Genomic DNA, 25,698 nt, shown 5'->3' on the forward strand with positions numbered 1-25,698 from the left:
CGGCGATGACAACGACGACCGTACGACCGACGGCACGACCGGCGGCGCAGACGGGAACGGAACCGGTGACCCTGCCGGGGCTGGTCCGGCGCCGGCTGGAGGCGGCCCCCGAGGCGGTGGCGGTCACCGGGAGCGGGGGCGAGCTGACCTACCGCGAGCTGTGCCGGCGGGTGGACGACCTGGCGGCGGTGCTGCGCGGGTACGGCGTCGGCCCGGAGTCCCTCGTCGGGCTGTGCATGGAGCGCACCCCCGGGATGGTGGTCGCGCTCCTGGCGGTCTGGGCGGCCGGCGGCGCGTACGTCCCGCTCGACCCGGCCTTCCCCGCCGACCGGCTCCGGATGGTGCGCGAGGACGCCGGGATCGACCTGGTGCTGACCCAGGACGGGGTGGACGGCGACCTGCTGCGCGGCGTGTCCCGGGTGCTGCGGCTCGGGTGGGACGGCGCCGCCCCGGCGGACGCCCGCCGCGCCGCCGTCCCCGGCGCACCCGGCGCGGATCCGGCGTACGGCGAGGCCCCGGCGTACGGCGACGTCCTGGCGTACGGCGACGCCTCGGGGTACGGCGACGTCCTAACCCCCTGCTTCCCGGCCGGAGGAGACGGCGCCGCCCCGGCCACGGCGGCTCCCGCCGGGGACGATCCCGCGCCGCCGGGCGCGCTGGCCTACCTGATCTACACCTCCGGCTCCACCGGACGTCCCAAGGGCGTGGCGGTCCCGCGTGAGGCGGTGACGAACCTGCTCGTCTCGTTCGCCGGTCTGCTCGGCCTCACCCCGGCCGACCGGTGGCTGGCCGTCACCACCCTGTCGTTCGACATCTCGGTGCTGGAGCTGCTGCTGCCGCTGTCCGTCGGAGCCCGGGTGGTGCTGGCGGACGCCCGCGAGGCGTCCGACGGCCGGGCGCTGCGGGAACTGGCCCTCGCCGAGGGGGTCACGGTCATGCAGGCCACCCCCGCGACGTGGCGGATCCTGCTGGAGGCCGGCGGCGTCCCGGAGGCCGTGCGGACCCGGCTGTGCGGCGGCGAGGCCCTGCCCCGCGACCTGGCCGACGAACTGCTGGCCGGCGGCGCCCGCCTGTGGAACGTCTACGGCCCCACGGAGACCACCGTGTGGTCCGCCGCCGGAGGGGTCCTGCCCTCCCCGGCCCCGATCGACCTGGGGGAGGCGATCGCCGAGACGTCGCTGTACGTCCTGGACGACACCGGGCTGCCGGTGCCCGGCGGCGAGGTCGGCGAGCTGCACATCGGCGGGACGGGCGTGACGCGCGGCTACCACGGCATGCCCGCCAGGACCGCGGACCGCTTCCTGCCCGACCCCTGGTCCGGCCGGCCCGGGGCGCGCATGTACGCCACCGGCGACCTCGTCCGCCTCGGCCCCGGGGGGCGCCTGGAGTACCTCGGCCGGGCCGACCAGCAGGTCAAGATCCGCGGCTTCCGGATCGAGCTGGGGGAGATCGAGACCGCGCTGCGCGCCGCCCCGGAGGTACGGCAGGCCGCGGCGGGCGTGTGGACCGGACCCGACGGCTCGCCCCGGCTGGTGGCCTACGTGGTCCCCGCGGGGGACGAGCCCCCGGCGGGCCCCGGCACGGTGGCGGGCGAGCCCCCCGGGGGGCCGGCGCCGTCCGGGGGCGCGACGCCGCCCGCGGGCGCGGACCTGTGGCCGGGGCTGCGTGAGCGGCTCCGCCGGAGCCTGCCGGAGTACATGGTCCCCGCCTGCCTCGTGACGCTCCCGGCGCTGCCGCTAACCCCCAACGGCAAGCTCGACCGCGCGGCGCTGCCGCCGCCGGAGGCCGCGCCCGCCAGGATCACCGCCTACCGGGCCCCGGGAACGGCCGTGGAGGACGAGCTGGCCTCGATGTGGGCCGAGGTGCTGGGTCTCGGCGAGCCCGTCGGCGTGGACGACGACTTCTTCGACCTCGGCGGGCACTCGCTGACCGCGGCCCAGATCATCGCCCGCGTCCAGGCCCGCTACGGCGCCGCCGTGCCGATCGTGGCGTTCTTCGAGAACCCCACGATCGCCGGGCTCGCCGGTGAGCTGGAACGCCTCGACGACGACCTCGACCTGTCCGAGATCGCCGCGCTGCGCGACGAGCTCGACGGCCTCGACGCCGACGAGCTGGCCGCCGTCCTCGACGAGATGGCCCCGGGCGCATGAGGGCCCCGCTGTCCCCGGCGCAGGAGCGGCTCTGGCTCCTGCAGCGTTTCGATCCGGGAAACGCCGCCTACACCATGTACCTGGCGCGCCGCCTGCGCGGCCCGCTCGACGAGGACGCCCTCACCCGGGCGCTCACCGACGTGCTGACCAGGCACGAGAGCCTGCGCACCCGGTTCGCCGAGGAGGACGGCGTGCCGTGGGCCGTCCTCGAACCCGCCCCGCCGCCCGTCGAGTGGGTCGGCCCGGTGGACGACGGGGAGGCACACCGCCTGGCGGCGGAGTGGATCGACACGCCGTTCGACCTCGCGGCCGGGCCGCCGGTGCGGGCCGCGGTGATCCGCGTAACCGGCGGTGAGCACCTGCTGTGCGTCACGATGCACCACATCGTCGCCGACGGGTGGTCGCTGAACGTCGTCCTCGACGACCTCGCCGAGTGCTACACGGCGCGGGTCCGCGGCGCAGAGCCGTCCCTGCGCCCGCTGCCGGTCCAGGCCGGCGACTACGGGCGCTGGCAGCGCCGCCGGGCCGGGCGGGCCGAGCCGTACTGGCTGGAACGGCTGGCCGGCCCGCCCGTGACCGAGCTGCCGTTCCGCCGCGACGGCGGCGCGACCGGGGAGGGGAGGCTGCACCGCGTCGCGGTCGCGCCCGCGACGGTCCGCGCGCTGGAGGAGCTGGCCAGGGCAGCGCGCACCACCCTGTTCACCGTGCTGACCGCGGCCTACCAGGTCCTGCTGTCCAGGCACAGCGGGCAGCGGGACGTCCTGGTCGGCAGCGTCGTCGCCGGACGGGAACGGGTCGAGCTGGAGCCGATGGTGGGGTACGTCGCCCAGACGGTGCTGCTCCGCGGCGACCTGAGCGGGGACCCCGCGTTCGCCGATCTCGTCGGCCGGGTCCGCGGCGACGTCCTGGGCGCGCTGGGCAACCCCGCCGTGCCGTTCGAGAAGCTCAGCCACCCGGCGGAAACGCTGCTGCGCACGATGCTCATCCTGCACAGCCAGGACAACGGCCCGCGCCGGTCGTTCGGCGGCCTGGAGGTGTCCCACGTCGACGTCGGGCTGCAGCGCGTCAAGACCGACCTGATGGTCGAGGCGTGGCGGAGCGACGACGGCTCCGGCGGGCTCTCCGTGGCCTTCTTCTACGACACCGGGCTGTTCGGGGCCGAGGAGATCGGCCGCCTCGCCGGGCGGTTCACGCGGCTGCTGGAGTCGGCCGCCGCCGGGCCGGGCACCCCGGTCTCCGCGCTGCGGATCTGGACGGACGACGACGAGGCCGAACTGAGCCTCCCCGACGCCGGCCCGGCCCTCCCCGAAGGGGACGGTCCGCGGACGGTGCCGGAGATGATCGCCGAGACCGCGCGGCGGACGCCCGGCGCCGTCGCGGTGGTCTGCGGCGGCGAGCGGGTCACCTACGGCGAGCTGCTGGCCCGCGCCGACGCGCTCGCCGCCGCACTCCGCGACGGCGGGGTGCGGCCGGGTGACGTCGTCGGCGTCTGCCTGCCCCGCTCACCGGAGGCCGTCGCCGCGCTGCTCGCCGTGTGGCGGGCCGGAGCCGCCTATCTCCCGTTCGACCCCGACGTGCCGGACGAGCGGCTGGCCTTCGCGCTGGCGGACGCCTCGGCCACCCACGTGGTCACCCGGCGCGCCGCGCCCGTGGGTCTCACCGCCGTCGACCCGTCACCGGCGGGCCCCGGGACGGCCGGCCCTCCGGCGGGGGTGACGCCCGGGGACGCCGCCTACGTCATCACCACCTCCGGCTCCACCGGCGTGCCCAAGGGCGTGCTGGTCGAGCACGGCGCCCTCGCCGCGCGGGTGCGGTGGATGCGCGCGGACTACGGGCTCACCCCCGCCGACCGCGTCGTCCAGTTCGCCTCGCTCAGCTTCGACGCGCACGTCGAGGAGGTCTTCCCGGCCCTGGCCGCCGGGGCCACGCTGCTGCTCCTGCCCGACGGCGCGGCGACCCTGCCCGACGTGCTGGCCTCCCCCGAGGGCGGCCGGGTCACCGTACTGGACCTGCCGACCGCCTACTGGCACTCGCTGACCGAGGACCTCGCGGAGATCGCCTGGCCGGCCGCGCTGCGGCTGGTGATCCTGGGCGGCGAGCAGGTCTCGGCGGCGGCCGTGGCGCGCTGGCGTGACCGGTTCGGCGACGCCGTACGGCTCGTCAACACCTACGGCCCGACCGAGGCGACGGTGATCGCCACCGCCTGCGACCTCGGGGCGGATGCCGCGACGGGCCGCCCGCCGATCGGCCGCCCGATCGGCGCGACCACGGCGTACGTGCTCGGCGACGGGGGAGAGCCGCTGCCCTCCGGGGCGGCCGGGGAACTGGTCGTCGGCGGGGCCGGGGTGGCGCGCGGCTACCTGGGCCGGCCCGCCCTCACCGCCGCCGCCTTCGTGCCCGATCCCGGTGGACGGCCCGGGGCACGCCGCTACCGCACCGGCGACCGGGTGCGCCGCCGCCTGGACGGGCGGCTGGAGTTCCTCGGGCGGCTGGACGGCCAGCTGAAGGTGCGGGGCTTCCGGATCGAGCCGGGCGAGGTGGAGAGCCGCCTGCTGGCCTGCCCCGGCGTGGGGCAGGCGTTCGTCACCGCGCGGGGCGGGGAGCTCGTCGCCTACGTCACCGGCAACGCCGACCCGGCGGACCTCCGCGCCCGCCTGGAGCGGGCGCTCCCGCGCCAGCTCGTCCCGACGGCCTGGGTACGGCTCGACGCCCTGCCGCTCACCCCGGGCGGCAAGGTGGATCGGGCCGCGCTCCCCGAGCCGCAGGCCGCCCCGGCGGCGGCGCGGGTCCTCCCGCGGACCGACGGCGAGCGGCTGGTGGCCTCGATCTGGGAGGAGCTGCTCGGCACGGGCCCGGTCGGCGTCTTCGACGACTTCTTCGACCTCGGCGGCCACTCGCTGCTGGCCACCCGGGTGGCCGCCCGGATCAGGCGGGCCACCGGCGTCGAGGTGCCGATCAAGACGATCTTCGCCGCGAGCACGGTGGCGGCCCTGGCCGAGGAGGCGGAACGGCTGCTGATCGAGGAGCTGACCGCGCTGAGCGATGAGGAGGCCGAGGCCCTGCTCGCCGGGGCCGAGGAGCCCTGACCGTCCCCGGTGTCGGGGCGGGGCAGATAAATGGCCGATGACCTGCGCTTACTCCTTTCCGGAAGGGGGAATTGAGCCCGTGATCCGGCGTGTCCGGCCGGATCACGGGACGGGCGTCACCGAAGAGGCGCGCACCGTCCGGTTCGGTGAGAGGGGGCGCGCCGGTGAACGGTCCCGACGGTGTCTACAACGCCCGTGAGTACGGGCTGACGGGCGACGGCGTCACCAACGACCAGCCGGCGCTGGCCGCGCTGGTCGACCGGGTCGGGGCGGCCTGCGCGGCCGACGGCCGGGCGCGCACCATCCACTGCCCGCCCGGCGTGTACTCGATCAGGGACGCCGGCACCGTGTGGCGCAGCGGGGTGTCCCTCGTCGGCGCCGGCGCGGGCGCGACCCGCTTCACGCTGTCCAACCCCGGCAATCCGGGCACCGCGGTTCCGTTGGCCTTCTTCACCGAGCTCCAGCACGGCGCGGGTCCCGGCAACCACCTCGCCGACTGCACCTTCGCCGACTTCGAGATCGACGGCTCCGGCGTGAGCGCGGACCCGTACGACGTGCTGGCCAAGGGGCTGGGCCTGCAGTACGTGCTCCGCGGCCGCTTCCGCGACCTGTACATCCACGACACCGCCGCCTCCGGGCTGGGCTGCGACTTCCTACAGGACACGGTGGTGCAGGGCGTCATCGCGCTGCGCTGCGGGCGGCTGGACACCGGCACGCAGATCGGCGGCGCGGGACTGGGCATCGGGATCGGCGGCTGGGGCGGGGTGGAACGGCTGACCATCAGCGGCTGCACCGCCGTCGGCAACGGCACCAACGGCATCTTCCTGGAGCTGCAGAACGCGGCGTGGACCCCGCCGCGCGGCATCCGCATCACCAACTGCCACACCGAGGACAACCGCTACGGCATCTCCGACTGGGGCGCCGAGGGACTCGTGGTCGCCGCCTGCGTCATGATCGGCAACCACGAGGCCGGGTTCGACATCTCGGGCCTGGGCACCACCGGCGTCCCCGGCCGGGGCGGGATCCTCACCGGATGCGTCATCGACGCCAACGTCCGCGACGGCGTCAGCGTCGGCAACACCCCCGGCCGCTACACCGTCACCGGCAACCGGATCAGCCGCAACGGCCGCTACGGCTACCGCGAGTACAACACCCCGGGCACCTCGCCCTTCGCCTCCGCCTCCACCGCCGGGTCGGCCTCGGTCGGGATGGTCCTCGACGGCAACGACATCTGGGGCAACGCCCTCGACGGTATCCGGATCGACAGTCCCATCGTCGACGCCACCGTCCTCGGTAACCGGATCCACGACAACGGCGCGCGGCGGGCCCCGGCGGCGGAGGGAGGAGGCCCGTCCGTCACCTACACGGCCACGGCCATGACCGACGCCTCGGCCCGCTGGGAGCCCGGCGGTCACCTCGGCAAGACCCTCACGGCCGGCGACGGCACGGCGGCCGTGACGGCGGTCGTGACGGGCAACACCGCCACCGAGCTGACGCTGGCCCCCTGGCGTCCCGGCACGGCCTCGGCGTGGCGGGACGAGCCGCCCATGGCGGGCACGCCGTACCGGCTGCCGGAGGCCCCGGAGATCCGGGCGGGCATCACGCTGAACGCCGAGGCCCGCGACTACACCCTCCGCGCCAACCGGATCTGGGACGGTGAGCGGCCGGGGACCCAGACCCACGGCCTGTGGATCACCGGCGCCGGCGGATGCGTGTACGGCCGGGTGGTGGACAACGACATGGAGGGCAACGCGGTCGCCGCGGTCCGTTTCGACACCGGCCCCGAGGGCGGGGAGTGGGCCCGCAACCGCGACGCCTCCCGGCCCGCCTGACCTCCCGGCCCGTTCGCCCGGCGGCCTCGCCCGAACGGTTCCGGAGCCGTCCGTCTCCGCCCCGGCCCGGGTCTCCGCCGCCCTCCGGTCCCGCCCTCCGTGATCTCGCGGCGGGGGCTGTCGCACGGGATGAGAGGGGCGTAACATCCGAGCACCCCTCATGTTGTCGGGTGCCCGGTCGTGATCGCGAGGTGCGAGCCGTATGAGCGCTGTCCAACCCGTCCCGGAGGTCCCGGCCGCGCTCGCCGAGCCGGTGCGCAGGGTCGGGCCGTGGTGGATCACCGGCATCTCGCTGGCCAACCTCGCCCTCTGGATCGGCTACTCCGGGCCGCTCCAGATGCTGCTGCCCCTGCAGATGGCGCGGATCGCACCGGACGGCAAGGAGACGGCGCTGGCGCTGGTCACCGGTGCGGGGGCCGCGGTGGCGATGCTGTCCAACCCGGTCGCCGGGGCGCTGTCCGACCGCACGGCCGGCCGGTTCGGCCGCCGGCACCCCTGGACGCTGGCCGGCGCGCTGGCCGGGGCCGCGGCGCTGGCGCTGCTGGCCGGGCAGGACACCGTCGCCGGCGTGATGATCTGCTGGTGCCTGGCCCAGGCCGGGCTCAACGCGATGCAGGCGGCGCTCAGCGCCGGGGTGCCCGACCACGTGCCGGTGCGCCAGCGGGGCGAGGTGTCGGGCTGGGTCGGCATGCCGCAGGCGCTGGGCGTGGTGCTGGGGGTGGTGCTCGTCACCGCCGTGGCCACCACCGTCGGGTCCGGTTATCTGTTGATCGCCGCACTGGTCCCCCTCGGGGTGCTGCCCTTCGTGCTCACCACCGCCGACCCTCCGCTGGCCGCCGCGCCCCGGTTCGACGCGCGGGCCTTCCTGAGGAGCTTCCGGATCAGCCCCCGCACCCACCCCGACTTCTTCTGGGCCTGGCTGACCCGCTTCCTGATGCAGCTCGGCAACGCGATCGCCACGCTCTACCTGCTGTACTTCCTCGCCGACGCGGTCGGCTACGAGCGGATCTTCCCGGGCGAGAAGTCCGAGGACGGCCTGCTCGTGCTGATCCTCATCTACACCGCCGCCGTGGTCGTCACCACCATCGTCTCGGGCGTCGTCTCCGACCGGCTCGGCCGCCGCCGGCTCCTGGTCGTGGTCTCCGGCCTGATCAGCGCGGTCCCGGCGGTCCTGCTCGCGTTCCGCCCGACCTGGCAGGCGGCCCTGGTCGCCGCGGTGATCCTCGGAGTCGGCTTCGGCGTCTTCCTGTCGGTCGACAACGCCCTGGTCACCCAGGTGCTGCCCGCCGCCGACGGGCGGGCCAGGGACCTCGGCGTCATCAACATCGCCAACTCGGGCCCGCAGGTCCTCGGGCCGGTCATCGCCGGCCCGATCGTGGCGGGCGCCGGCGGCTACCCGGCCCTCTACCTGGCCTCCGCGGCGCTGACGCTCCTCGGCGCGGTCCTGGTCGGGAAGATCCGCTCCGTCCCCTGATCCTCGCCGCCCTCCGAACCGCTCCGCCCGGACCTCCGCTGTCTTGAACCGCTCCGCCCCGAACCGCTCCGCCCCGGCCGGCCTCGCTCCCCGGTCCGCCCGCTCGCCCGCCGGGGCGTCAGGCCAGCCAGCGACCGTCGCGCATCAGCTCGCGGCCGGGCAGCTCGTCCACCTCGCGCCACGCCTGGACGCGGCGCGGGGTGATGCGGAACCAGCGGTACGGCGTGGCCGACACGCGCGGGTCGAACCCGGTGCGTTCGGCGAACCGGTCGCCCCGCTCCCGCGGCAGCTCGCCGATCTCCAGGACCTCGACCTCGCCGTCGATCACGGACACGTCGCGGGTGAGGCCGAGCCCCAGCCGGACGGACCGGGTGGCGGCCAGGTTCCTGCCGGTCGGGCTGTCCGCCGGGGTGGCCGCCAGCAGCGCCTCCCCGTCCCAGTCGAAGGACAGCGGCACCAGGTACGGAGCGCCGTCGGCCGAGGCGCTGGCCACCCAGACGTCGACGTCGTGGGTGAGCCGGTGCTCGGTGTCGCGGCGGCGCCGGGAGCGGGAGCGGGGTCCGGTGTCCGCCGGACGACGGTCGTGCGCGTCGTGCGCGGTCTCACCGGCCGTAGCCGGGCCGGGCGCCGGATGCGGCCCGGGTGCGGCGTGCGATGCCGTACCGGTCATCCGGATGAGAGAGCCGGCCATGGTCACTCCTGTCGTCGCGGGTCACGATCGGCCCGGAACGCTCCGCCGGGCCGATCGACGTGGTGACAGCCTCGACCGGTGGCACCCGGTACCAGGCGCTGGAGACCATCCGCCAGTACGGGGTGGAGCGGCTCACCGGCGCCGGCGAGCTGACGGACGTCCGGTCCCGGCACCTGGGCTGGTGCCTGGCCGGGGCGGACGCCCTCGCGGGAGCCGGCGGCGCGGACCGGCGCGCCGGTTTCGACGCCGTGGCCGAGGACATGCGGGCCGCCCTCGCCTGGGCCTCCGGGCAGCCGGAACGGCGCGCGGACGCCCATCGGCTCGCCCTGTCCCTGGCCGATCTGGCCTTCGCCCGCAACCTGCTCGGCGAGGCCCAGCAGCGGCTGGAACAGGCGGCCCGGCTCGCCGCCGGGACCGCCGGGACCGCCGCCCTCGTCCCCGCCGACGCCCCTGCCCCCGACGTCCCCGCCGCCCCCGGCGACGCAGAGGCGGCCACGGCGCTGCGGCGCGCCGCAGCGGTGGCCGGATGCCGCGGGCTCGGCGACGACATGTTCCGCCTGCACCGCGCCGCCGCGGAGGCCACCCGCCGGGCCGGTGACACCACCGGCGCGGGCCGCGACCTGGCCGCCGCCGCCACCGTCGCGTACCGCTTCTCCAGCCTGTTCACGCGGGTTCCCTCGGCGGAGGAGGCTGCCGCCCTCCTCGAGGAGGCGCGGGAGCTGGCAGGCGACGCCCCGGCCGCCGAGGCGGCCGTCGCGCTGGCCGAGGCGGCGGTGGTCGCCGACGCGTTCGGCGCGGTCCAGGGGGACACCGGCAACACCGCGTGGCAGACGGTCGGGTTCGCCGAGCGAGCGGTCGAGCTCGCCCGGCACGCGGGCGACCCGGTGGCGGAGTCCGCCGCGCTCGACGCGCTCTCCGGCGCCCGGAGCTGGGCCGGAGAGCCCTTCGCCGCCGCGGCCGCCGCCCGGCGCCGGATCGACGTCCTGGCGTCCGCGCCGCCCTCACCCGCCGGAACGCACGAGCTGGTCGACGCCCTGGCCATGGCCGCCGGAACCGCCCTCGGCGTCGGCGATCTACGGGGGGCCCGCCGGTGGGGCAGGCGGCTCGCCGATCACCCACTGCTGGCCGAGGCGGGTCATCACGCCATGTCATGGCTCCTGGTCGCCGACGCGTTCACCGGCGACGCCGCCGAGGTGCTCGCCGGCGGCGCGCGGCTCCTCGACGCCTGGGAGCGAAGCGGCCGGGGACGGTCGTTCTCCCTCGGCCCCGCCGCCGCGTCGGTCGCGATGGTCCACGGCCTGCGCGGCGACCACGGCGCCCGGAGGACCTGGCTCGGGATCGTCGACGAGGCGGGCACCGGGCCGGAGCACCGCTGGGGCTACGGCGCGGTCTTCGACGCCACGGTCCTGCTTCACCACGGGGACGCGGACGCGGCGCTGGAACGGATCGCGCCGGAGCCGGACGAGGTGTGGAAGTGGGTCTCCTGGATCTGGCTTCACTGGTATACGGCGCTCAGGGCGGAGGCGGCAGTGCTCGCCGGGCACCCGGACGCCCGGGACCGGATCGCCTCCGCCCGGGCCGTGGTCACCGGCAACCCCGTCGCCTCCGCCCAGGTGGACCGGGCGGAGGCGCTGCTCGACGGCGACCTGCCCCGGCAACTCGCCGTCGCGGCGGCGTTCGACGCGGCCGGCTGCCGCCACCAGGCGGCGCGCACGCTGGTGCTCGCCGGGGGCGGGCACGCCGCCGCCGGGCAGGCCGCGCTCGCCGGCCTCGGCCTCGCGCCCGCGGCCGTCCGGTAGCCGCCCCGCCGTACGCCCGTCACGGCGGCTGAGGGCCGGAAAAAGCCCGGACCGCCCCGCTCGCCCGGACCGCCCCGCCCGCCCGGACCGCCCAGAGCGCCCGGACCGCCCCGCCCGCCCGGATCGGGCGAGCCGATCGGCGCACTCGGTCTCCCGCCGGGGGCGGACCTCAGCTCACCGCCTGCTTCACCAGCGCGGCGATCCGCTCCTCCACCTCGGGCGTCACCTCGGTCAGGGCGAAGGCGACAGGCCACATCGCGCCCTCGTCCAGCTTCGCCACGTCGCTGAACCCGAGCGTCGCGTAGCGCGTCTTGAACTTCCCCGCGTTCTGGAAGTGGCAGACGACCTTGCCGTCCAGCGCGTATGCGGGCATGCCGTACCAGAGCCTCGGTTCGAGCTCCGGGCCGGTGGCCCTGATGACGGCGTGGACGCGCTCGGCCATGATCCGGTCGGTGTCCTCCATCTCGGCGATCTTCGCGAGGACGTCCCGCTCCGCCTCCGCCGCCTTCTCCTCCCGCGAGGCGCGGCGCGCCGCCTTCTTCCGCTCCTGGGCGTGGTCCTTCATCGCGGCGCGCTCCTCGGCCGTGAATCCCTCGTAGGTGCCGCTCTCGTCGCCGGCCATCGTCATCACTCCTGTCGGTATGGGTGGGCGATCGTCAAGAATCTCCTGCTTGTCCGATCGCCGTGGTCACAGCATTCCGCAGCGGGGGCGCCGGCCGCCTCCGTGGTGGCCACGGATAGCGGGTCGGTAGCGGCTCCGTGACCACGTCCACGTCCACGTCCACGTCTATGTCCACGTCCGCGGCGGCGGCGTGACGGGTACGGGGCCGAAGCGCCGGAGCCCCGCGTCGGCCCGGCGTGACCGCGGCCTGGCGGAGGCGGGACCGCGGGCCGGCCTTTGAAACTTTCATGCCCCTCCCGGGATTTTCGGACCCCGCCGCCGGGGCCGTCCTCCCGGGGCGCCGCCATGGGACGCCCTGAGCTGGGACACCGTACGGCGCCGCGAATCCACCCCCCGGAGGTGCGGAGACCGCCCCATAACGTCTCTACAACGACCGTTGATCCGGCCGTCACGCCGATGTAACGTCGGCGCCACCCAGAAAATATCGGGTATCTGTCGAAACTTTCAGCAACAGTGGTGCGGCGGCGGAGCCGGGCGCGTCCGCCCGACGTCGGCCAGGGCCTGAGCCCCCGCACGACCCCCGAGAGATGAGGAAGGGAACCACTGTGATGTCGTTGGGACGGCGAAGCGCGGCGGCCCTGGTCGCAGCCACGCTCCTCCTCGGAGGATGCGGCGGCGAGGAGCCGAAGGCCGCCTCCGGGAGTGGAGGGAGCGGAGGGAAGGTCACGGTCGAGTGGTGGAACATCGGGACCACCGAACCGCTGAAGTCCTTCCTCGCACGCATGGCCACCGAGTACCAGAAGCAGCACCCGAACGTCGTCATCAAGAACCTCCCCATCGAGAACGAGGCATTCAAGGCCCGGATGACGACGCTGAACCAGTCGGGCAAGACGCCCGACCTCTTCACCACCTGGGGCGGCGGCGTCCTGAAGCAGCAGGTGGACGCCGGGCTGGTCAAGGACCTGACCGATGACAGCGCGGCCTGGAGCGGCTCGTTCACCCCGGCCTCGCTGCAGCCGTACCAGGTCGACGGGAAGACCTACGCGATCCCGGCCGACATCGGCATGGTCGGCTTCTGGTACAACAAGGCGCTGTTCGCCAAGGCGGGCGTCACCGAGCCGCCGGCCACCTGGTCGGCCTACATCGACGCCGTCAAGAAGCTCAAGGCGGCCGGCATCACCCCGATCGCCCTGGCCGGCAAGGAGAAGTGGCCCGGCCACTACTACTGGGCCTACCTCGCCATGCGGATCGGCGGCCTGCAGGCCCTGCAGCAGGCGGCGACCGACCACGACTTCACCAAGCCCCCCTTCGTGGAGGCCGGGCGGCGCCTGAAGGAGCTCGCCGACCTCGACCCGTTCCAGAAGGGCTTCCTCGGCGCCGCCTACAACACCCCCGACGGCCAGGCCGCGCTCGTCGGCAACGGCAAGGCGGCGATGGAGCTGATGGGCCAGTGGGCGCCGTCGGTGGAGAAGGAGGCGGGCAAGGGCATCGGCGACGACCTCGGTTTCTTCCCCTTCCCGGCCGTCGAGGGCGGGACGGGCAAGGTGACGGACGCCTTCGGCGGCGGCGGCGGGTACGCCGTCGGCGCGGACGCCCCCGCCGAGGCGCTCGACTTCCTGAAGTTCATCTCCGAGGAGAAGAACCACCGCGACGTGGTGGCGTCCGGGGCGGTCCTGCCGGTGCTGAAGGGCACCGAGGACGCCGTCAAGGACCCGAACCTGGCGACGGTGGCCAAGGCGCTGTCGACGGCGAGCGGCTTCCAGCTCTACCTCGACCAGGCCTACCCCCCGGCGGTCGGGCAGGAGGTCAACGACAGCGTCGCCGAGCTGATCGTGGGCAAGAAGACGCCCGAGCAGGTCGCGCAGGCCATCACCGAGACGGCGAAGTCCGAGTAGATGAGGGCTGCGGAAGGCACCTCCCGGCTCGCGCCCCCCACGGGGGAGCGGCGGGCGCCGTCCCCGGCCGCCGACACGGCGGCCGGGGCACCGGCGCCCCGGCCGCCGCGCGGGCACCGGTTCCGGGGCAGGCTGACGATAGCGGCGTTCCTGCTCCCGGCCCTGCTGCTGTTCGGCCTGCTGGTCCTGGCCCCGATCCTCGTGGCGATCTACACCAGCGTCTTCAAGTGGAACGGCCTGCGCGGCCTCCCGGACGACTTCATCGGGACGGCCAACTTCGAGCGGATGTTCGGCGACGAGGTCTTCCTCGGCGACCTGTGGCGCGGCGTGGTGCTGATCGTCCTGTCGCTGGTGGTCCAGCTCCCGTTCGCCCTCGGCGTCGCCATGCTGCTCAACCAGCGCATGCGCGGCCGGGCCGTCTACCGGATGATCTTCTTCGCCCCGTACATCCTCTCCGAGGTGATCACCGGGGTGCTGTTCTCGATGATCCTGTCCCCGGACGGCGGCCTGGCGAACCTCGTGCTGGGGACGGTGGGGCTGGAGTCGGACTGGCTCTCCGACCCGTCCACCGTCATGCCGTCCCTCTTCCTGGTGATGACCTGGAAGTACTTCGGCTTCCACATGATCCTCTACCTGACCGGCCGTCAGGGCATCCCGCACGAGGTGACCGAGGCGGCGCAGATCGACGGCGCGGGGAGCTGGCAGGTGTTCCGGTACGTCACGCTGCCGCTGCTCGGCCCGACGATCCGGATCAGCGTCTTCCTGTCCGTCATCGGGGCGATCCAGCTGTTCGACCTGGTCTGGGTCCTCACCGGCGGAGGGCCGGCCCACTCCTCCGAGACCATGGCCGTCACGATGTTCCAGTTCGGCTTCAAGCGCTACCAGGTCGGCTACGCCAACGCGATCAGCGTCGTGATGTTCGCGATCAGCCTCGTCTTCGCACTCTTCTACCAGCGGTACGTCATGCGCCGCGACACCGAGGGAGCCCTCACCGCCATGCGGAGCCAGCGTTGAACCGGCGGAGTGCCCCCTCCCGCGCCGGAGTCCGGCCGCGGTCCCTGGGGCTGCACGTCATCGCCGTGACGGTCGGGGCGTTCGTCATCGTGCCGATCCTCTTCGGCCTGCTCGGCGGGTTCAAGGACACCGTCCAGCTGTCCACCAACCCGGTCGGCCTGCCGTCGCCGTGGGTGTTCACCAACTACGCCGACGTGCTGACCGCCCCGACGTTCTGGCGACAGCTCGGCAACAGCGTCCTCATCGCGGCGGCCACGACGCTCGTCGTCGTCGGCGTGTCCGCGCTGGCCGCCTTCGTCTTCGCCCGCTTCGCCTTCCGGGGGCGGGAGCTGTTCTTCACGCTCTTCACGGTCGGGCTGATGTTCCCGTTCGCGGTGGCGATCCTCCCGCTGTTCGTCCTGCTGCGGGCCGCCGGCCTGCTGGACAACCCGCTGGGGGTCGTGCTGCCGCAGGCCGCCTTCGGCCTGCCGATGACGATCATCATCCTGCGGGGCTTCTTCCGGAGCATCCCGGGGGAGATCGAGGAGGCGGCGACGCTCGACGGGTGCGGCGCGTTCGGCTTCTTCTGGAAGATCCTGCTGCCGATGGCCCGCCCGGCGCTGGCGACCGTCTCGGTGCTCGCGGTCGTGGGGAGCTGGAACAACTTCATGCTCCCCCTGGTCGTCTTCAACGACCCCTCCTGGTGGACCCTCCCCCTCGGCGTCCAGCAGTTCCAGGGGCAGTACGCCACCGAGTGGGCGCGCGTCCTCGCCTACGTCACCGTCGCGATGGTGCCGGCGCTGGCGTTCTACGCCCTGGCCGAGCGCCGGCTCGTCAGCGGCCTGACCGCCGGCGCGATGAAGGGCTGACGGCCGGTGGATCTGGGACGCGGCGCCCCCGCGGGCGCCCCGGGACACGGCACCCCGGCGGGCGCCCCGGGGCGGACGGGGCCGGAGTACGGCGCGGCCCCGCCGGCCCAGGGGTACGGTGTCCCCTCGGACGCCTCAGCCCCGCGCGGCCCGGGGCGGCGCGGTGCTCTCCCGGACGACGAGGTCGGTGGCCAGCTCGACGCGCCGGGCCTGCGCCGGCTCGCCCCGCCCCATGCCCAGGACCATCCTGGTGGCCGTGGCCGCCATGTCCTGCAGGGGCTGGCGGACGGTGGTCAGCGGCGGCCAGGCCGAGCGCGCCAGCGGCAGGTCGTCGAAGCCGACGACGCTGAGGTCGTCCGGGACGAGCAGGCCGCGCCGCCGGGCGGCCTCGAACACCCCGAACGCCTGCATGTCGCTGCCGGCGAAGATGGCGGTGGGCGGGTCGTCCAGGGAGAGCAGCGCGTGGCCGTGGTCGCGACCGGAGTCGACCAGGAAGTCGCCGTGGCAGATCAGCTCCGGCGCGACGGTCACGCCCGCGGTCTCCAGCGCCGCGCGGTAGCCGTCGATCCTGGCCCGGCTGCACAGCATGTCGGCCGGTCCGCCGATCATCCCGATCCTGCGGTGCCCCATCTCCAGCAGGTGCCGGGTGGCGGCCAGCCCACCGTTCCAGTTGGTCGCGCCGACCGAGGTGACGCCCGGCGCGGGCTCGCCCTCCGGGTCGACGACGGCGAACGGCATCGCGCGGGCGTTGAGCTGCCCCTGCAGCGTGGCGGACAGCTTCGAGGCGACGACGACCACGCCGTCGGTACGGCGGGCCGCGATGCGCTCCAGCCAGTCGCGGCCGGGGCCTGCGTGCGTGTGCAGCACGGACACCACGATGCCGGCGTCGGCCTCGCGGGCGGCCGTCTCGGCGCCGCGCACTATCTCCATCGCCCACGGGCTCTCTATCTCCGAGAAGACCAGGTCGATCAGCCCGACCGGCCCGTCGCTCTGGCTGACGCGCCGCCGGTAGCCGTGCTTGTGCAGCAACCGCTCGACCCGCCGCCGGGTCTCGGCGGCGACCTCCGGACGCCCGTTGATGACCTTGGACACCGTGGGGACGGAAACCCCCGCCTCCTCGGCGATGAGGGCGATCGTCACCCGCCTCTTCGCTGGCATGCCCAGGAGTGTAGCCGAAACTTTCGGCTCTCCGCCCGCCCGGCGCGGCATGCCGGTCATTCCATCCGAACGGATCATTCGAGTGATATGCGCGTTCCGCGTATCGCTCGGCTCTGAAAAGTTCAATTTCCTGATGAAAGTTTCAAAGAACCGCTTTCGGCGCCCGCTCGGCGGACGGCGATCGTCGCACAAGGAGAATCCATGACCCTGCGTGTCTCCGGATCCCGGCTCGTCGACCCGGAGGGCGCCGCGGTACGGCTGCGCGGCGTCGGCCTCGGGGGCTGGCTGAACATGGAGAACTTCATCACCGGCTACCCCTCCACCGAGTCGGAGATGCGGCGCTCGGTGGGCGAGGTGCTGGGTGAGGACCGGGCCGAGCTGTTCTTCGACCGGCTGCTGACCTCCTTCTTCGGCCCCGGCGACGCGGCGCTGCTGGCCTCCCTCGGCGTCAACTGCGTGCGCATCCCGGTGAACTACCGTCACCTGGAGTCCGACGACCGCCCCATGGAGATCGTCGAACGGGGTTTCCGGCACCTCGACCGCGTCGTCGGCCTGCTCGGCGAGCACGGCATCTACAGCGTCATCGACCTGCACGCGCTGCCCGGGGCGCAGAACCAGCACTGGCACTCCGACAACCCCACCCACGTCGCCTCGTTCTGGCGGCACCGGCACTTCCAGGACCGGGTGGTGCACCTGTGGGAGGCGATCGCCGACCGCTACCGCGACCACCGGTGGGTGGCCGGCTACAACCCGGTCAACGAGCCCGCCGACCCCACCGGCACGGTCGTCGGGCCGTTCTACGACCGCCTGGTCAAGGCGGTCCGCGCGGCCGACCCCGGCCACGTGCTGTTCCTCGACGGCAACACCTACTCCACCGACTTCTCCGTCTTCCGCGAGGTCTACGAGAACACCGTCTTCGTCTGCCACGACTACGCCCTGGCCGGGTTCGCGCACGGCGGGCCGTACCCCGGTCACACCCGGGGCGAGTGGGTGGACCGCGAGCAGCTGGAGCTGACCTTCGAGCGGCGCACCGCCTTCCAGCGCCAGACGGGCACACCGCTGTGGGTGGGGGAGTTCGGCCCCGTCTACACCGGCGACCCCGGCGTGGACGGGCAGCGCTACCAGATCCTCCGCGACCAGCTCGACATCTACGACGCCCACGAGGCGGGCTGGTCCCTGTGGACCTACAAGGACGTCGGGCTCCAGGGGCTGGTGTACGCCGCGGGCCCCTACATGGAGCGCTTCGGGCCGTTCATCGCGAAGAAGTCGCGGCTCGGCGCCGACCGGTGGGGCTCCACCATGGAGGAGTCCGCGGACGTCCTCGCGCCGCTGCACCGGCTCCTGGAGACCGAGTTCCCCGGCTGGGACCCCTACCCGTGGGGCGCCCGGTACCAGGCCGACGACCTCATCCGGCACATCCTCATCGCCCAGGCCATGCTGCCGGAGTACGCCTCGCTGTTCCGCGGCCTGTCCGACGAGCAGCTGATCGCGCTGGCCGACTCCTTCGCCCTGACGGCCTGCGTCCGCCGCGAGCCCCTGCTCGAACTCCTCGCCGGCAACCTGGCGGCCCGGTGACGGCGGGCGTCCCGGAGACGACGGGCACGGCGGACGTCTCCGGCACGGTGAACCCGGTGGGCACGGCCGGCGGTCCGGGCGCGACGGGTACGGCGGGCGGTGCGGGTACGGCGGGCGTTCTCGGCGCGGCGGGCGCGGCGAGGGCGTTCACCAACCCGATCCTCCCCGGCTTCCACCCCGACCCCTCGATCTGCCGGGTCGGCGACGACTACTACCTGGTCACGTCGAGCTTCGAGTGGTTCCCCGGCGTGCCGATCTTCCACAGCCTCGACCTGGTGCACTGGCGGCCGCTGGGCCACGTCCTGGACCGTCCCTCCCAGCTCCCGCTCGACGGGACCAAGCCCAGCGGCGGGATCTACGCCCCGACGCTCCGGCACCACGAGGGCGTCTTCTACATGATCACCACGCTGGTCGACGGGCGGCCGGAGGCCGGCCTGGAGAACTTCGTGGTCACCGCGACCGACCCGGCGGGCCCGTGGAGCGAGCCGTACCCGCTGGACCTGCCCCGCGCCTTCGACCCGTCGCTGTTCTTCGACGACGACGGGACCGCCTGGGTCACCGCGACCCGCCCCACGAACGACCTCGGCCACACGGAGATCTTCCTGCGCCGGCTCGACCTCGGCACGATGACCCTCACCGGCGAGGAGACCGTGCTGTGGGACGGCGCGCTCAAGGACGCCGTCTGGGCCGAGGGCCCGCACCTCTACAAGGTCGACGGCCGCTACCACCTGCTGATCGCCGAGGGCGGCACCGCGCACGACCACGCCGTGACCGTCGCCCGCTCGGACGACGTCGCCGGGCCGTACCACGGCAACCCCCGCAACCCGGTCCTCACCCACCGCCACCTGGGCCTCGACCACCCGATCGTCGGGACCGGCCACGGCGACCTCGTGCGGACCGCCGCCGGCGAGTGGTGGATGGTGCTGCTGGCGATGCGCCCCTACGGCGGATACCACTACAACCTGGGCCGGGAGACCTTCCTGACCCGGGTGCGCTGGGAGGACGGCTGGCCGCTCGCCGAGCAGGTCCGGCCAGAGGCGGCCGCGCCGGGCCTGTCCGAGCACCGCTGGCCCGCCGAACCCGTATGCGACAACTTCGACGCGGAACGGCTCGCGCCGTGCTGGAACCACCTGCGCACCCCGCGCGAGCCGTACTGGAGCCTGACCGAGCGGCCCGGCCACCTGAGGCTGCGGCCGGGCCCGCGGACCCTCGCCGAGCGGGCCGCGCCGAGCCTGGTGGCGCGCAGGCAGTGCCACCGCGACTTCGCCGCGCACACCGCCCTCGACTTCACCCCGGCGGGGGACGGGTGCGCGGGCCTGGTGCTGGTGCAGAACGACGACTTCCACATCCGCTACGTCCTGTCGGCGCGCGGCCTGGAGGTGGTTCGCCGGCACGCCGGCGCCGACGAGGTGCTCGCCACGGCCCCGGTGCCCGGCGGCAGGCTGTTCCTCGGGGTGGAGGCGAGAGGCCAGGAGTACCGGATGCGCTACGCCACGACCCCCGGGCGGTGGCTGCCCCTCGGGGCCGCGGTGGACGGGCGCGTGCTCAGCACGACCGTCGCGGGCGGCTTCACCGGCGCCTACATCGGCATGTACGCCGCGGGCGGCCCGGAGGCGGCCCGGAGTCCGGCGGACTTCGACTGGTTCGAGTATTTCCCCCTGGGTGAGCCCGTGAGCCCGTGAGCCCGTGAGCCCGTGAGTTCATGAACCCGTGGGGCCGTGGGCCCGTGGACCCGTGGGGCCGTGAGCCCGTGGGGCCGTGACCCCGCGGTGTCTTGAACCCGTGGACCCCGGACCCGGGCCAGGAGCGATCCAAGGGGCCCGGCCCGGTGCCGGGCCGTCGGGCGGACCGTCCGGTCGTCAGCCGCGGAGCAGGCGGCGGACTCCCAGTGAGGCCGCCCGGACCGCGAGCGCGGGCGAGAGCCGGGTCAGGAGCCAGGCCGCCCGGCCCGACGCCGGGACCACGATGAGCGCCCGGTCGCGGGCGACGCCCCGCATGACGTCGCGGGCCAGCGTCTCCGCCGGGTAGAGGAAGGGCGCCGCCAGCTCCGCCGAGCGCCGGGCGTTCGCGCTGACCGCGGTCTGCGGCAGACCCGGGTTGACGCGGTCGAACAGCGGGGTGTCGACGAAACCCGGGCAGACCGCGTGCACCCTCACCCCGTGCGCCGCCGCCTCGGCGCGCAGCGCGAGCGACAGCCCGACCACCCCGTGCTTGGCCGTGGTGTAGGGCAGCATCAACGGGGCGGGGAACACCCCCGCCACGGACGCGGTGTTGACGATGCGGCCGAACCCCTGCTCGATCATGACCGGGTAGGCGGCGTGGACGCCGTGGACCACCCCGCGCAGGTTCACGTCGATCACCCGGTTCCAGTGCTCCAGGCCGAACTCCTCGGCGGCGCCGCCGACCGCGATCCCGGCGTTGTTGAACATGAAGTCCAGCCGGCCGTGGTCGGCCCGGACCTTCGCCACCAGCTCCCGGACCGCGTCCGCGTCGGTGACGTCCAGCGCCGCCCCGGCGCAGCCGAGCTCGGCGGCGGCGCGCCCGGCTCCGTCGCCGTCGGAGTCCGCGACCACCACGTGGACGCCGTGCCCGCGCAGCTCGCGGGCGAGGGCCAGGCCGATGCCCGAGGCGCCCCCGGTCACGATCGCCGTCTTCATCAGCAGCCTCCCGCGTCTCCTGTGCCGTCCGGTGGCCCCTACCCGGTGACCGGCGGAACACCCGCGGGCGGCCTCCCGGCGTCTCCCGGCGCCCCTACCCGGCAACCGGACGGGACACCCGTAAGCGGTCTCCCGGTGTCACCACTCGGGAACCGGGCGGAACATCCGCAAGTGCCCTCCCGATGCCCCCGTCCCGGGGACTGGATGGAACACCCGCAAGTGGTCTCCCGGTGCCCCGTCCCGAAACCGGACGGAACGCTTGTAAGCCTCGAAAACCGCTGTCTGGGGTGTGAGGTGTCACACGCCGGTGGAACGGACTTCCTCAGAGGCGTATTAGGACCACTCCGATTCATTCGGTGACGTCAACGTCGCCGAACGTGATGCAATCCTTCCGGGTATGACAGCGGCGTCCGCCCCCCGTCCCCTCCTGGGAACCGTCCTCCTGTTGTTCGTCAGCGCGGCCTGGGGCTCGGCCTTTCCGCTGATGAAGGACCTCATCGCCCGCGTGCCCGTGGCCGACCTGCTCACCGAGCGGTACGGCATCGCCACGCTCGTCCTGGTCGCGATCCGCCCCCGCTGCCTGCGGGGACTGTCGGAGCGGACGTGGCTGACCGGAGCCCTGCTCGGCCTGGTGTTCGGCGTCGGCCAGACCGCCCAGGCGGTCGCCCTGAGCGACCTCCCCTCCTCGGTCTCGGGCTTCGCCGTCGGCTCCTACGTGGTGATCACCCCGCTCCTCGGGCTGATCCTGACCGGCGCCCGGATCTCCGGCCGCACCTGGGTCGCGGTGGCGCTCGCGACGACCGCGATGGCGGCCTTCACGCTGCTGAAGGAGGCCGAGGGCGGCGACGTGTCACTGCCCGCGCTGGCCGTAACGCTGCTGTCGGCGGTGCTGTACGCGGCGCACACGCTGGTGCTGGGCGGCTACGACGGCGCCCGCCGCGACGCCTACCCGATCGCGGTGATCCAGCTCGGCACCATCGCGCTCATGACCGGCGTCCTCGCCGTGCCCGGCGGCCTCACGCTGCCCGCCACCCCGGCCGACTGGGCGGTCCTGGGTCACCTGTCGGTCGTCGCCTGCGCCCTCGGCTTCCTGGCCCGCTCCTTCGGGCAGCTCCACGTGCCGCCGGTGCCCGCCGCGGTGATCCTGTCGGCCCAGCCACTCTGGGTCACCGCCCTGGCCGTCGCGGCGTACGGTGAGCCGCTCACCGGCACCTTCCTCGTCGGCGGCGGGCTCATCGCCCTGGCCATGCTCATGGTCGTGCTGCCCGGCGGCCGGTGGCGGCCCGGTGGACGCCGGTCGCCCGGCGGGAGCCCACCGTCCGGCGGGAGGAGGTCACGCGGCGCACGGCGGTCGCCGGGCGGGCGGTGGTGGCCCGGCGGGCGGCGGTCGCCCGGAGGCCGCTGGTGGCCCGGCGGTCGGCTCAGGACAACGCGCCACGCGGCAGACCCAGCTCCAGCTCGGCGGACGCGCGGACGAGCTCTGCCAGCCGGGCCCGGGTCAGCAGCCGCCGGTGCGCGGTCGCCTGGACGGCCAGGCCGTCGACGAGCGCGATGATCCGCCAGACCGCGCCCTCGGGGTCGGCGCAGGCGAAGGCGCCGGTCCCGACCCCCTCGTCGACGACGGAGCGCAGCGCCCGCCGCCAGCGCAGGCCGGTCTCCCGGCAGATCGCCTCCAGGTCGGCGTCGCGCACCGACTCGGCGCGGGCGTCGATCCACAGCGTCCACGAGGTGGGACGCCCGCCGGGGGAGTAGAGGGCGAGCAGGGCGCGCAGCCGCTCCGGCGGGGAGCCGCCCGACGCCTCCAGTCTCTCCAGGGCCGCCAGGTCACGCTCGGCCGCGTAGGCGAGGGCATGCGCGAGCATCTTCTCCCTCGTCTCGAAGTGATAGAACAGCAGCGCCTGGCTGACCCCCGCGGCCCGCGCGATGTCGGTCGTGCGCGTGCGCCCGAACCCCCGTGCGGCGATCACGCCGCAGGCCGCGCGGAGCAGGTCGTCACGCTGCAGACGCCCGAATCCCCGTGCCACATCGGAACCCTAGCCGCTCCCCGTCCCGCCTTTCCGGTTTCGCCGGACACCGCCGCGCGCATCTCTACTACAAAAGGGATGAAAAGGGGAGCCCGCCGTACTCCGCGGTCCCGTTCGCGTCCCGTCGGCCGACGGCACCGGGAGGACCCATGCCCGACATCACCGCTCTCCCCGGCTTCTACCGGATCGCACACGCCGACCCGGGACGCCGCGCGGTGATCGACGCCGACGGCACGACCACCTCGTACGGCGAGCTGCTCGCCCTGGTGAACCGGGTCTCGCACGGCCTGCGCGCCCGCGGGCTCACCCGGGGCGACGTGGTCGCCGGGGTGCTGCCCAACGGCCTGGACCAGGTGGTCATGCTGATGGCCACCGGCCAGATCGGCCTGTACTACGTGCCGGTCAACTGGCACCTGACGGACGCGGAGATCGCCTACATCCTCGCCGACTGCGACGCCCGGGTCGTGGTCGCCGGACCGGACCGCCCCGTGGCCGGGGCGCTCACCGCCGCCGGCCTGGCCGCCGGGCAGCCGGCGACCGACCCCGGGGACCGGACCGCCGGATCGGTCATGTGGTACACCTCCGGCACCACCGGCTTCCCCAAGGGCGTCCAGCGGCGGCTGTCCGGCGCCGAGCCGGAGGCCGCCGTCCCGGCCGTCACCTGGTTCCTCGGCGAGGTCTGCGACCTGCGGCCGGGCGACGGGATCCACCTGGTGACCTCGCCGATGTACCACTCCGCGCCGTGCGCGCACACCATGTTCGCCCTGCACCTTGGCCACACCCTCGTGATCGCCCCCGGCTTCGACCCGGCCGGGGTGCTGGAGCTGGTGGACCGCCACCGGGTGACCAACTCCATGATGGTGCCGACGATGTTCCACCGGATGCTGCGGCTGCCCGAGGAGGTCCGCCGCTCCTACGACCTGTCGTCGCTGCGGCAGGTGATGCACACCGGCGCGGCCTGCCCGCCGGCGGTGAAGAAGGCCGTCATGGACTGGTGGGGTCCGGTCCTGTACGAGTACTACGGCTCCACCGAGGCGGCCATCGCCTTCGCCGTCAAGCCGCACGAGTGGCTGGAGCGCCCCGGCACGGTCGGCCGTCCCGTCCCCGGGTTCGAGGCGAGGATCCTCGGCCCCGAGGGCGAGGAGCTGCCGCCGGGAGAGCCCGGCATGGTGTACGTCAAGTCGGGTCTTAGCCGCTTCACCTACCGCAAGGACCCGGCCAAGACCGCCGCCGGCATGCGCGGCGAGTGGTACGCGCCCGGCGACATCGGGTTCCTGGACAAGGACGGGTACCTGTTCCTGTGCGACCGCCGTACCGACCTGATCGTCTCCGGCGGGGTGAACATCTACCCGGCGGAGGTCGAGGCCGCGCTGCTGGAGCACCCGGCGGTCGCCGACGTCGCGGTGATCGGCGTGCCCGACGAGGAGTGGGGCCACCGCGTCGCCGCGCTCGTCCAGCCCGCGCCGGGCGCCCGGCCCACCCCGCAGGAGCTGCTGGACCACCTCGGCCCGCGCCTGGCCCGGTTCAAGCACCCCCGGATCATCGAGTTCCGCGACGAGCTGCCGCGCACCCCCACCGGCAAGCTCTCCCGTTCCCGGCTGCGCGAGGACTACCTGACGGACCGCGCCCCCGGAGCCGCGGCGGGCCCCGCCTGAGCGGGGTCCTGTCCGAGCGGGGTCCTGCCCGAGCCGGGTCCTGAGAGCACGGAACCGTCTCGGGGCCGGGCGGGCCGCCTTCCGGACCGGCCCGGCCCGAGCCCGGGAACTCCCGTGATCAGGCCGGGCGGCCCAGCTCCTCGCGGAACAGCCGCAGGACGTTACCGCCGACGATCTTGACGACCTCCTCGTCGGAGAACCCGTGCTTGAGCAGCGCGTCGGTGACCAGCGGCAGGCCGCTCGGCCCGGCCAGCCCCGGGACGGCCGCCCAGGCGTCCACGCCGCTGTAGCTGAACCCCTCACAGCACGGGGGAGTGAGGTCGGTCATGACCTCACGCATGAAGTCGGGGCCCAGGCCCACGTGGTCGAGCCCGCCGACGCTCACCACGTGCTCGATGTGGTCCACCAGCCGGTCCATCGTGTGGTCGGCCGCGTCCTCCGCCAGGAAGGCCGCCAGGAAGTTGACGCACACCACGCCGCCCGTCGCGGCCACGCCGCGGATCTGTTCGTCGGTGAGGTTGCGGTGGTGGTCGCGCAGCGCCCGCGCCGCGGAGTGGGTCGCCATCACCGGCCGGGTGGCCAGCTCCAGCACGTGCGCGACCCCGGAGGCGCTCAGGTGCGAGATGTCGAAGATCATGCCCAGCCGCTCCATCTCCCGGACGGCCTCCACCCCGGCCGCGGTGAGCCGGCCGCCGGTGGCGTCCTCGCCGCTGCCGTCGGCCAGCGCCGTACGGCCCACGTGCGCGATCGAGGCGACCCGCACGCCCAGCCGGTGCACGGTGGACAGCAGCTCGACGTTCGCGTCCAGGCCGGGGGCGCTCTCCAGCGCCAGCACCAGGGCGATCCGGTCCTCGGCGAGCGCGGCGTCGATCTGTGCGCCGTCGGCGCACAGCCGTACCGCGTCGGCGTTGCCCTCGGCGATGACGTGCGCGCACTCGATCATGCGCAGCGTCTGCCGGAGCGCGCCTTCGGGCCGGAACCCGTCGTCCACGAACACCGGCAGCACCTGCACGTTCACCCCGCCCTCGCGGAGCTGGGGCAGCCAGCGCTCGCGGAAGAACGCCGCCCACCGCTTCGGCGGCCGGGCGGTGACGGCCATCAGCAGGTCGTTGTGGGTGTCGGCGACCACGGCGGCACGGTGGAGGTCAACGGACACGGGCGGGCCCTTCTTCGCGGGTGGCGGTTCGGCCCCCGCGACGTTACCGGCAACCGGCCCTC

17 protein-coding genes and 1 pseudogene are annotated in these 25,698 nt (G+C 74.4%); 12 read left to right on the forward strand and 6 right to left on the reverse strand.

All coding sequences use genetic code 11. From position 1 onward, the window contains the following. The first annotated feature begins 65 nt into the window (after positions 1 to 65). From ACZ6W9_RS25995 to ACZ6W9_RS26010, 4 genes are all read left to right on the forward strand, one after another. A complete protein-coding gene (locus tag ACZ6W9_RS25995; RefSeq protein ID WP_470120095.1) occupies positions 66 to 2,150 on the forward strand; it encodes a non-ribosomal peptide synthetase in 2,085 nt (694 codons plus the stop codon). Then, on the forward strand, positions 2,147 to 5,236 hold the full coding sequence (locus ACZ6W9_RS26000) for an amino acid adenylation domain-containing protein (RefSeq protein ID WP_389965697.1): 3,090 nt from the start codon (positions 2,147 to 2,149) through the stop codon (positions 5,234 to 5,236). Before ACZ6W9_RS25995 ends, ACZ6W9_RS26000 begins: the two co-directional genes overlap by 4 nt. A gap of 164 nt (positions 5,237 to 5,400) precedes the next feature. Further along, complete coding sequence (locus ACZ6W9_RS26005; RefSeq protein WP_389965700.1) at positions 5,401 to 7,068, forward strand: right-handed parallel beta-helix repeat-containing protein; 1,668 nt, start codon at positions 5,401 to 5,403, stop codon at positions 7,066 to 7,068. Positions 7,069 to 7,270: 202 nt separating this feature from the next. Beyond that, a complete protein-coding gene (locus ACZ6W9_RS26010) occupies positions 7,271 to 8,542 on the forward strand; it encodes an MFS transporter (RefSeq protein ID WP_389965703.1) in 1,272 nt (423 codons plus the stop codon). Between the two features lie 118 nt (positions 8,543 to 8,660). Here the strand turns inward: ACZ6W9_RS26010 and ACZ6W9_RS26015 are convergent, their stop codons facing one another. Beyond that, positions 8,661 to 9,233, reverse strand: coding sequence for a pyridoxamine 5'-phosphate oxidase family protein (locus tag ACZ6W9_RS26015; RefSeq protein ID WP_389965706.1), 573 nt, complete (start codon positions 9,231 to 9,233; stop codon positions 8,661 to 8,663). 62 nt (positions 9,234 to 9,295) lie between these two features. On the opposite strand from ACZ6W9_RS26015, the gene ACZ6W9_RS26020 reads away from it, so the two are divergent. Next, positions 9,296 to 11,032, forward strand: a complete 1,737-nt coding sequence (locus tag ACZ6W9_RS26020) for a hypothetical protein (RefSeq protein ID WP_470120099.1) — start codon at positions 9,296 to 9,298, stop codon at positions 11,030 to 11,032. Positions 11,033 to 11,201: 169 nt separating this feature from the next. Here the strand turns inward: ACZ6W9_RS26020 and ACZ6W9_RS26025 are convergent, their stop codons facing one another. Continuing rightward, complete coding sequence (locus tag ACZ6W9_RS26025; RefSeq protein ID WP_389965712.1) at positions 11,202 to 11,654, reverse strand: iron chaperone; 453 nt, start codon at positions 11,652 to 11,654, stop codon at positions 11,202 to 11,204. 614 nt (positions 11,655 to 12,268) lie between these two features. Here ACZ6W9_RS26025 and ACZ6W9_RS26030 point away from each other — a divergent pair. Genes ACZ6W9_RS26030 through ACZ6W9_RS26040 form a run of 3 tightly spaced genes read left to right on the forward strand, consistent with a single transcriptional unit; the run spans position 12,269 to position 15,411 of the window. Continuing rightward, positions 12,269 to 13,549 carry an extracellular solute-binding protein gene (locus tag ACZ6W9_RS26030; protein WP_470120101.1) on the forward strand — a complete coding sequence of 427 codons (1,281 nt, stop codon included), beginning with the start codon at positions 12,269 to 12,271 and terminating at the stop codon, positions 13,547 to 13,549. Further along, positions 13,550 to 14,563 (forward strand): carbohydrate ABC transporter permease, encoded by a 1,014-nt coding sequence (locus ACZ6W9_RS26035; RefSeq protein WP_389965718.1) that lies wholly within the window; start codon positions 13,550 to 13,552, stop codon positions 14,561 to 14,563. After that, positions 14,560 to 15,411 carry a carbohydrate ABC transporter permease gene (locus tag ACZ6W9_RS26040; RefSeq protein ID WP_389965721.1) on the forward strand — a complete coding sequence of 284 codons (852 nt, stop codon included), beginning with the start codon at positions 14,560 to 14,562 and terminating at the stop codon, positions 15,409 to 15,411. The genes ACZ6W9_RS26035 and ACZ6W9_RS26040 overlap by 4 nt, the downstream gene beginning before the upstream one ends. A gap of 135 nt (positions 15,412 to 15,546) precedes the next feature. Here ACZ6W9_RS26040 and ACZ6W9_RS26045 read toward each other — a convergent pair whose 3' ends face one another. Beyond that, entirely contained in the window at positions 15,547 to 16,569 is a 1,023-nt protein-coding gene (locus ACZ6W9_RS26045; protein ID WP_389965724.1) for a LacI family DNA-binding transcriptional regulator, read from the reverse strand. A gap of 201 nt (positions 16,570 to 16,770) precedes the next feature. Between ACZ6W9_RS26045 and ACZ6W9_RS26050 the strand changes: the two genes are divergently transcribed. Both ACZ6W9_RS26050 and ACZ6W9_RS26055 read left to right on the forward strand, forming a co-directional pair. Continuing rightward, positions 16,771 to 18,144: a glycoside hydrolase family 5 protein gene (locus ACZ6W9_RS26050; RefSeq protein WP_389965727.1), complete on the forward strand. Its 1,374-nt coding sequence runs from the start codon at positions 16,771 to 16,773 to the stop codon at positions 18,142 to 18,144. Continuing rightward, entirely contained in the window at positions 18,141 to 19,826 is a 1,686-nt protein-coding gene (locus ACZ6W9_RS26055; protein ID WP_470120104.1) for a glycoside hydrolase family 43 protein, read from the forward strand. Before ACZ6W9_RS26050 ends, ACZ6W9_RS26055 begins: the two co-directional genes overlap by 4 nt. A 177-nt stretch (positions 19,827 to 20,003) precedes the next feature. On the opposite strand, the gene ACZ6W9_RS26060 is transcribed toward ACZ6W9_RS26055, so the two are convergent. Then, positions 20,004 to 20,801 (reverse strand): SDR family NAD(P)-dependent oxidoreductase, encoded by a 798-nt coding sequence (locus tag ACZ6W9_RS26060; RefSeq protein ID WP_389965733.1) that lies wholly within the window; start codon positions 20,799 to 20,801, stop codon positions 20,004 to 20,006. A gap of 397 nt (positions 20,802 to 21,198) precedes the next feature. Here ACZ6W9_RS26060 and ACZ6W9_RS26065 point away from each other — a divergent pair. Beyond that, positions 21,199 to 22,050, forward strand: a pseudogene (locus tag ACZ6W9_RS26065) (DMT family transporter); the annotation flags it as partial. 172 nt (positions 22,051 to 22,222) lie between these two features. Here the strand turns inward: ACZ6W9_RS26065 and ACZ6W9_RS26070 are convergent. After that, entirely contained in the window at positions 22,223 to 22,825 is a 603-nt protein-coding gene (locus tag ACZ6W9_RS26070; protein WP_470120107.1) for a TetR/AcrR family transcriptional regulator, read from the reverse strand. 149 nt (positions 22,826 to 22,974) lie between these two features. Between ACZ6W9_RS26070 and ACZ6W9_RS26075 the strand changes: the two genes are divergently transcribed. After that, on the forward strand, positions 22,975 to 24,480 hold the full coding sequence (locus ACZ6W9_RS26075) for an AMP-binding protein (RefSeq protein ID WP_389965739.1): 1,506 nt from the start codon (positions 22,975 to 22,977) through the stop codon (positions 24,478 to 24,480). A 118-nt stretch (positions 24,481 to 24,598) separates the two neighbouring features. Here ACZ6W9_RS26075 and ACZ6W9_RS26080 read toward each other — a convergent pair whose 3' ends face one another. After that, positions 24,599 to 25,636 (reverse strand): dipeptidase, encoded by a 1,038-nt coding sequence (locus tag ACZ6W9_RS26080; RefSeq protein ID WP_389965743.1) that lies wholly within the window; start codon positions 25,634 to 25,636, stop codon positions 24,599 to 24,601. Positions 25,637 to 25,698 lie beyond the last annotated feature (62 nt).

Source organism: Streptosporangium sp. NPDC053982, assembly GCF_055585205.1.